This is a genomic window from Microbacterium sp. K35 (assembly GCF_004794375.1).
GTDB lineage: Bacteria > Actinomycetota > Actinomycetes > Actinomycetales > Microbacteriaceae > Microbacterium > Microbacterium sufflavum.
In genome coordinates this window covers 1-2,222 of the sequence record NZ_SSDM01000206.1, presented here as the reverse complement: position 1 = coordinate 2,222, position 2,222 = coordinate 1, and the positions used below count along the sequence as shown (strand labels likewise).

At 72.8% G+C, this 2,222-nt stretch carries 2 protein-coding genes; both read left to right on the top strand.

All coding sequences use genetic code 11. From position 1 onward, the window contains the following. A partial coding sequence (locus DW299_RS07760) for a transglutaminase TgpA family protein (RefSeq protein WP_136036251.1) occupies window positions 1-1,695 on the top strand: 1,695 nt, incomplete at its 5' end. Next, on the top strand, window positions 1,692-2,222 hold a 531-nt coding region (locus DW299_RS07755), incomplete at its 3' end, for an RDD family protein (protein ID WP_136036250.1). The genes DW299_RS07760 and DW299_RS07755, both read left to right, overlap by 4 nt.

Here is a 2,222-nt window from a genome sequence, read left to right as displayed (position 1 = left end):
GGCGGGGCGGGCGTGGCCACGAGCGCCCTCGCCGCGCCCGCGCAGCCGCGGCACGTGTTCCGCGACGTGATCATCCCGCCGTTCGACATCCGCGACTACCCCAGCCCGCTGCAGGCGTTCCGCAAGAACGTGCGCGACGAGGCCGACGAGACGCTGTTCACGGTGCAGGGGCTGCCCAAGGGCGCCCGCATCCGCACGGCCGTGATGGACCAGTTCGACGGCATGGTCTACAACGTCACCGACGGCGGACCCACGTCGTCGAGCGCCTTCGCCCCGCTGCGCTCGGCGATGGCGCCCGAGGCGGAGGGCATCCCGGTGACGCTCAAGATCGCGATCGACGGCTACCGCGGGGTGTGGATGCCCACGGCCGGGCAGCTCGACGAGATCCGGTTCGACGGCGACCGCGCGGAGGACCTGCGCCGCGGCACCTACGTCAACACCTCGACCGGGACCGCGGTCGCCACCCCGACGCTGAAGAAGGGCGACGAGTACGCCGTCGACGCCGTGATCCCGACGCAGCCCGACGACGAGCAGCTCGCCGAGGTGCCGTTCGGTCGCGTGACCATGCCGAAGCCCAGCAACGTGCCCGAGGAGCTCACCGCGCTCGCGGCCGAGACCGTGTCGGGGGCGGAGAGCCCGATCGAGCAGGTGCGGGCGCTGGAGAACTTCCTCTCCGAGGGCGGGTTCTTCAGCCACGGCCTGGAGGGCGAGGTGCTGTCGCGCGCCGGTCACACGGCCGAGCGCATCTCGACCCTCATCGGCGGCGAGCAGATGATCGGCGACGACGAGCAGTACGCGGTGGCGATGGCGCTGCTGGCCGGACAGCTCGACATCCCGGCGCGCGTCGTGATGGGGTACTACCCCGACGAGGAGCAGGCGGGCGAGGCCGTGTTCGAGGCGACCGGCGACACCGTGCACGCCTGGGTCGAGGTGAACTTCGACGGGATCGGGTGGGTGACGTTCAACCCCACGCCGCCCGAGGACCAGGTGCCGAACGACCAGAACACCAAGCCGCGCGTCGACCCGAAGCCGCAGGTGCTGCAGCCGCCGCCTCCGCCGCAGGAGCCGGTCGACCTGCCGCCGACCCTGCCGGACGACCGCGAGTCGGAGGACGAGAGCCTCAACCTCGCGGGCATCATCGGCGCGATCCTGCTGATCGGCGGGATCTCGCTGGCCGTGATCGCGCTGCTCATGTCGCCGTTCATCGTGATCGGGGCGTGGAAGGCCGCGAGGCGCCGGGCGCGGCGATCGGCCGCGCGCACCGCCGACCGCATCAGCGGCGGGTGGGATGAGCTCACCGACCGCGCGGTCGACTACGGCGCGCGGCTTGCCCCGGGCGGCACCCGCGGCGAGGAGGCGGCCGTGGTCGCGTCGACGCTGACGGTGCCGCAGGTCACGACCCTCGCCGAGCGCGCCGACGCCGAGGTGTTCGGGCCGACGGAGCCGACGGCGCAGGACGTGGACGCCTTCTGGAGCGAGGTCGACGAGATCGTCGGCGGCCTCGGCGAGCAGGCCGGGTTCTGGAAGCGCGTCAAGGCACGGCTGAGCCTGCGCTCGCTGCTCGGCGGCACCGCGGTGTCGCAGGGCTTCCAGAGCCTGAAGGAGGCGGCGGCCGCGCGCGTGCGCCGCGAACCTGGCACCATCAAGAGCAACGACGAGACGCCCCCGCCGTCGACCGAGAGTGAGACCCCATGACGCCGCCCGCGCTCACGCAGATCGCGCCGATCTCCCGCCGGGTGATCGCCTACGTCATCGACGCCGCGATCGCGGCGGGCCTCGGCATCCTGCTCGGCGGCGGTCTGCTGGTGGCCACCTCGCTGTCGGGCGGCCTGGAGGCCTCGCTCCTGACGCTGCTGATCGGCGGGCCGATCGTGAGCCTCGTGCTGCTGGCGTGGTTCGTCGTCTACACCGTGATGCAGGCCGGAAAGGGCTCGATCGGCATGCGCGCGCAGGGTCTGCGCCTGGCCACCGCGGCGGACGGTGCCCCGCTGGGCTTCGGTCGTGCCCTGTTGCGCAACATCGTCTTCGGTCTGGCCGGTGCGATCGTGGTGGGGTACTTCAGCCCGCTGTTCGACGGCTCCGGACGCTTCCAGGGCTGGCATGACAAGGCCGTCGGGTCGCTGATGCTCGACGCGCGGGTCGCGGCACCCGAGCCGGAGCCGGAGCCGGAGCCCGTGGTCGAGGCCCCGCCGCTGCTGCCCGCCCCGTCGTTCGAGCGGCTG